Origin of the sequence: Actinophytocola xinjiangensis (assembly GCF_001921215.1) — a bacterium.
GTDB lineage: Bacteria > Actinomycetota > Actinomycetes > Mycobacteriales > Pseudonocardiaceae > Actinophytocola > Actinophytocola xinjiangensis.
The window spans coordinates 764,852-769,594 of record NZ_MSIF01000001.1 but is presented as its reverse complement, the minus strand read 5'-3'; the positions used below and the strand labels follow the sequence as shown (position 1 = coordinate 769,594).

The following is a 4,743-nucleotide window of genomic DNA, read 5'->3' as shown; positions in this document are numbered from 1 at the left end:
TGCTGCCCTCTCGGTGTCGTCGGTGTGGAGTGCGGTCAGTCGCGTTCCATGGCCTCGATGAGGCTGCGCGGGCGCAGGTCGGTCCAGTGCTCCTCGACGTAGGCGAGGCACTCCTGCCGAGTGGCCGGGCCGTGCGCGGTGCGCCAGCCGTCGGGCACCTCCGCGAACCGGGGCCACAGCGAATGCTGGTTCTCGTCGTTGACCAGCACGAGGAACACGCCGTCCTCGTCGTCGAACGGGTTGGTCATGGCACCCTCTCTGTCTCAGCCGCTGATCGCGGCGACGTCACGACCGGAACGCGTGGGACCGCCACCGGGCACCGGTGCGGCCGGATCGGCTCCCAGTTCGACGATCTCGTTGCGCGCGTTGACATGCACGACCCGGTGGCGGTGCGCGTCGAGCCTCTCGTCGGGCACCCCGACGTAGGTGATGATGATCACCAGGTCACCGGGGTGGACGAGGTGCGCGGCGGCGCCGTTGACCCCGATCACCCCGCTGCCGGCCTCGCCGGTGATGGCGTAGGTCTCCAGCCGGTGGCCGTTGGTGATGTCCACGACCTGGACGCGCTCACCCTCATGGATGTCGGCCGCGGCCATGAGATCGGCGTCGATGGTCAAGGAGCCGACGTAGTGCAGGTCCGCCTGGGTGACGGTCGCGCGGTGGATCTTGCCGTTGAGAACCGTGCGCAGCACGAACTCCCCCTGGTGAGTGGAAACGGGACGGACGTGCGCGGGTGGACACACGTCATCGCTGCGGGACAACGGAATTCCGGGCCGACCAGGCACTGTTTTGCCTGGTCCGGGCCTCCGGTCAGCCCCGCACGTCGAACTTAGGCTAGGCTAACCATAGAGTACGGTCCGTGGCAAGACGTGCACGGAACAGGCCACACGGAAACACCCGGCGAGCCTCGCCGGGTCAGTGATCGGGTCGACAGCGCGTGATCGCGCGGCGGTCAGCGCAGGACGGCCGCGAACTGCGGAACCAGCTCGGCGCCGAGCGACTCCTTGAGCGTGGCCTTGCCCTTGCCGACCAGGATGCCCTGGCGCCCGCCCTCGGTCGCCCAGCTCACGACGGTGCTGTACTGGTTCAGGTAGAGGTTGGGCCGCGCACCGGGATCCGGCCACGGCACGGCCGACCAGTGCCGCATCACCGGCCACGTCGGGTGGTCCAGGATGGACACCAGGGCGAGCAGCCGGCCGGTGCGCCGGTCGGTGTACCGGCCAACGAGGGTGTCCGGTTGGCGCAACAACGCCGCCAGGTACCCGGTGTTCTGCGGCAGCGGCACCAGCCGGCCGGTGTTGTACTTGCGCTCGTTGTGAACCAGGACCGACGCCATCTCGACGGGATCGACCGCCGAGCCGGGGACGACGTCGACCGCGATGTGGTCGGCCGCCGCCAGATCCCGGATGATCTTGCGGAGGTTCTGGCGGCGCTTCCTCGGCAGGGTCGCGGCCCACTCGTCGTGGGTGCGCAGACCGGTCAGGTCGAGCACCGCCATCGCCTCGGTGGGCCGGACCAGACGCGGGGACACCCGCAACCGGTCGAGAACCTCCTGGGGGACCTGGCGCAGCAGCGCGCCACGACAGCCGATACCGAGTTCACGGCGCATCGCCCGGACGTAGTCGTGCAGCAGCTCCCCCACCGGAACGTCCTCGGCCGCCCACCACCCCGGCACGGACCCGGTGCCCGGGGCACGCACGTGCAGCCCACCCAGCACACGGGCGCGGCCGGCCCCGACGAAACCGTTGCGGCGCACCGGTAGTCCCGCCCACTCCGCGCACACGACGGCCCAGGGCCGCGCTCCGCCGGCGACCGCGAGCAGCACCGGTGTGCGGCCCGACCACGCCCTGACCGCCAACACCTCCCACGCCCAGTCTGCACGCAGCCCGGCCCGTTCCCGCAACGCCCGCCAGTACGTTGGCTCCGCGTCGAACCGGGGGTCGAGCACCTCCAGGTCCACCGCTCACCGCCCCACGACCGGGGCCGGCGCCGCGACCACACACATCCGCTGGGCCGCGAAACCCAGCGACGCCTTCTGCTCGAACATCCCCCGGCCGGCCGCCAACCCGCCAAGACCCCGGGCGATCACGTGCCGCACCGCCCTGGCATGACAGTCGAAGTACAGGTGCGGGCGACCGCCGTCCACGCGGGCCCGCGACGCCCAGAACTGGAGGAACGGGACCTGCGGATGGTCGAGCATGGTGCAGAACGCGATCAGCTCGCCGTCGCGCTCCCGGTAGGTCAGCGTGTGCACGTCCGGCCGCCGCACCAACGCCCCGAGGTAGGCCGCCGCGACCGGGCCACGCGGGTCGAACGGCTGCCGGCCGTGGCCGGCACGGTGCTCACGCAGCATCGCCGCCAGCTCCGCACCATCCACGTCGGACCGTGCGGGACCGGTATCCACCACCAGCGAGTCGTCGGCCGCGACCAGCCGGTCGATCCGTCGCACGTTCTTGCGGCGGTTGCGCGACAACGACGCCAGCCACTCCTCGTCGGTGCGCCACGTGTTGGTCAACACCGCCGCCGGCACCGCGACCTCACGCACCAACCGGCCCCGCCCGGAGACCAGCGGCACCAGCTCCAGCGGCACGTTGCGGTACACCACTGCGGTCAACCCGACCCCGAGACGACGACGCACCGCCCGCTCCAGCGCACGCAGCAGCCCCCGGCGCTCACCCGGCTCGACCCCGTCCGCGAACGTGAAGCCCGCCTCGCCGAGCCACGGCTGGAACACCTGCGCCAGCCGCAACCCGCCCACCCGGCGGGACCCCGGCGCACGGGCGAAACGGCGCACGTCCACCAGGCCGCACACCATCGCGGTCATCGCGGCCACCACCGCGCCGCCCTCGCGCGCGAGGACCAGCAGCGGCGGGTTTCGCGCCATCCACGCGTCCACACGGAGCAGGTCGTAGTCCCACGGCTGGTACAGGTGCCGGCGGAACTCCGGCCAGCCCGGCGGCTCCGGGTCGACCCTCGGGTCGTACACCTCGCACGCCACGGTCACGTCCGCACCACCGGCGTGCCGTGCACCGGACAGGCCACCACCTCGCCCGCCACACCGTCACACACCAGGACGTCCACCAGCATCGGCGACCGGTGCGCCAGCAGCGTCACCGCCAGACCGCCGCCGGTCGCCCGCGCGTACACCCTGGGCCAGTCCAGGTGCCACTCCCCACAGGACCGGGACGCCCCGAGGAAACCGAGCAGCGGATCGCGGAGAACACCTCGTTTACCGCCGGCCCGCGCCAGTTCGTCCGGTGCCACGACCTCCGGCTCCGCGTCGCGGCCGAACCCGCCGAGGGACCGGACGTGATCCAGACCCCGCGTCGGATCCACGACGGCCGCGCCGCCGGCCAGCGGAACGAGGTCGGCCAGACGCCCGCGCACCACCGAGGAACGCACCGCGCCACCGTCCACACCGGTCCGACCGGGGACGAGCACCGGGTCGGTCCGCCCCGACAACGCCCATACCTCGCGGTACAACGGGACCGTGCGGAAGGCCGAGGTGACCGCGCGCCGGTAGGCCACACGCCACCACAGGCCCGAGGCCACTGTTCTCACGGGCGGCGAGTGTGCCACGCGACCTCGGCAATCATCGGCGTCACCACCGTGATGCGCCTGAACGGCCGCAGCGGGGCCACGCGCCAATTGCGCCAACCAGCCGAATTGCACCCCCGTCGCTGCGTGTTTCGGGGGTTTGTCTGTTACAAATCCGCCTGCCCTAGCCCACAGTCATCCTGAACCCGTGGTCAGGGACATCCATGAGGGAGTTCTCGATGAAGGTTGGCGTCACCGGTGGACACGGATTCATCGGAACCTACGTCTGCGAGGAACTGGTCAGCCGGGGCCACGAGCCCGTCGTGCTCGACCACCACCGCAAGCCGGCACAGGACCGGTGGGAGCTGATGCTCGGTGACGTGCGGGACGCCACCGCGATGGTCGAACTGGCCGCGCACTGCGACGGGATCATCCACCTGGCCGCCGTCCTCGGCACCCAGGAGACGATCCTCAATCCCCGACCGTCCGCCGAGACGAACCTGATCGGCGGTCTGAACTTCCTGGAGGCGGTCGCCCAGTACGACCTGCCCGGGGTGAACATCGCGGTGGGTAACCACTGGATGAACAACAGCTACTCGATCTCGAAGTCCGCGGTGGAGCGCTACGCCCACATGTTCAACGCGGACCGGGGCACCCGGGTGCACAACGTGCGCGTCGTGAACGCCTACGGCCCGCGCCAGGCCGCCGCGGCGCCGTTCGCCGCCGCCAAGGTCCGCAAGATCACCCCGGCGGTGGTGTGCCGCGCGCTGTCCGGACAGCCGGTCGAGCTCTACGGCGGCGGTGTGCAGGTCTCGGACATGGTGTGGGTCGCGGACGTGGCCCGCGCGCTGGTCAGTGCCCTGGAAACGGCCGAACGGGGTCAGGTTCCGGAAAGGACCGTCGAGGTGGGTCCGGCCGAGTCGACCACCATCCGCGCCGTCGCCGAGACCGTCATCGAGCTGTGTGTCGAGCGCGGGTACGCGCCGGTGCCGATCGAGGCGCTGCCCATGCGGCCCGGCGAGCAGCCCGGCGCGGTGGTGACCGCCGACCCGGAAACCCTGCGACAGATCGGGATGGACCCGGCAACCCTGGTCCCGCTGCGCGACGGGCTCGCCCGCACGGTCGACTGGTTCATCGAGAACGAGGGCGTCCACTGGTCGGTCCCGGACCAGATGCGCCTGGCACGAACGACGAACTAGCCACCGG

6 protein-coding genes are annotated in these 4,743 nt (G+C 71.3%); 1 reads left to right on the top strand and 5 read right to left on the bottom strand.

Features of this window, described 5'->3' with window-relative positions:
* Positions 1 to 35: 35 nt before the first annotated feature.
* From BLA60_RS03530 to BLA60_RS03510, 5 genes are all read right to left on the bottom strand, one after another.
* Positions 36 to 248 carry an MbtH family protein gene (locus tag BLA60_RS03530; protein ID WP_075131167.1) on the bottom strand — a complete coding sequence of 71 codons (213 nt, stop codon included), beginning with the start codon at positions 246 to 248 and terminating at the stop codon, positions 36 to 38.
* Positions 249 to 263: 15 nt separating this feature from the next.
* Entirely contained in the window at positions 264 to 692 is a 429-nt protein-coding gene (panD, locus tag BLA60_RS03525; RefSeq protein WP_075131166.1) for an aspartate 1-decarboxylase, read from the bottom strand.
* A gap of 260 nt (positions 693 to 952) precedes the next feature.
* On the bottom strand, positions 953 to 1,960 hold the full coding sequence (locus BLA60_RS03520) for a GNAT family N-acetyltransferase (RefSeq protein ID WP_075131165.1): 1,008 nt from the start codon (positions 1,958 to 1,960) through the stop codon (positions 953 to 955).
* A gap of 3 nt (positions 1,961 to 1,963) precedes the next feature.
* Positions 1,964 to 3,004 carry a GNAT family N-acetyltransferase gene (locus tag BLA60_RS03515; protein WP_075131164.1) on the bottom strand — a complete coding sequence of 347 codons (1,041 nt, stop codon included), beginning with the start codon at positions 3,002 to 3,004 and terminating at the stop codon, positions 1,964 to 1,966.
* Entirely contained in the window at positions 3,001 to 3,561 is a 561-nt protein-coding gene (locus tag BLA60_RS03510; RefSeq protein ID WP_154814083.1) for a hypothetical protein, read from the bottom strand. The genes BLA60_RS03515 and BLA60_RS03510 overlap by 4 nt, the downstream gene beginning before the upstream one ends.
* 215 nt (positions 3,562 to 3,776) lie before the next feature.
* Between BLA60_RS03510 and BLA60_RS03505 the strand changes: the two genes are divergently transcribed.
* The gene (locus tag BLA60_RS03505) at positions 3,777 to 4,736 is read left to right on the top strand and encodes an NAD-dependent epimerase/dehydratase family protein (RefSeq protein WP_075131507.1); all 960 of its coding nucleotides are present in this window, start codon (positions 3,777 to 3,779) and stop codon (positions 4,734 to 4,736) included.
* Positions 4,737 to 4,743: the final 7 nt, after the last annotated feature.

Excerpts from the sequence above, each read along its gene's own strand:
- BLA60_RS03530 (WP_075131167.1), bottom strand. The coding sequence starts at position 248 with ATGACCAACCCGTTCGACGACGAGGACGGCGTGTTCCTCGTGCTGGTC.
- BLA60_RS03505 (WP_075131507.1), top strand. The coding sequence starts at position 3,777 with ATGAAGGTTGGCGTCACCGGTGGACACGGATTCATCGGAACCTACGTC.